Here is a 590-nt window from a genome sequence, read left to right on the forward strand (position 1 = left end):
CGGTTTCGCCTTCGGTAAAGGACGCTTTCGTTTTGTTCGGTTTTGAGGGAACATATTTATGTTCTTTCAAAAGATCTTGCGCCTGCGTCTACGAGCGATTTCGAAGAGGATGGATTCCTCGGCGCATGGCAGCAAAGAAGCAGATGCAAGGCAGTAGCCATGTTCTTTGAAAACTAGATAACAGTACAAGGTATCAAGAAGAAAAGGAAAGCTTTTTCACATGGTTAAGTTAGAAAGGGCGCACGGTGGATGCCTTGGCACTAGGAGCCGATGAAGGACGGGACAAACACCGATATGCTTCGGGGAGCTGTAAGTAAGCGTTGATCCGGAGATTTCCGAATGGGGGAACCCACTGTCCGTAATGGGGCAGTATCCATACGTGAATTCATAGCGTATGGAGGGCATACCCGGGGAACTGAAACATCTAAGTACCCGGAGGAGAAGAAAGCAAACGCGATTCCCTGAGTAGCGGCGAGCGAAACGGGAGAAGCCCAAACCAAGAGGCGTGCCTCTTGGGGTTGTAGGACACTCAATACGGAGTGACAAAGGAACGGAGTAGACGAAGCGGTCTGGAAAGGCCCGCCAGAGGA

1 rRNA gene is annotated in these 590 nt (G+C 50.5%); it reads left to right on the forward strand.

The features are described from left to right. Window positions 1–222 precede the first annotated feature (222 nt). Window positions 223–590, forward strand: a 23S ribosomal RNA gene (locus tag Tfer_RS15760); the annotation flags it as partial.

The sequence above is a fragment of the Thermincola ferriacetica genome (genome assembly GCF_001263415.1).
Lineage (GTDB): Bacteria > Bacillota > Thermincolia > Thermincolales > Thermincolaceae > Thermincola > Thermincola ferriacetica.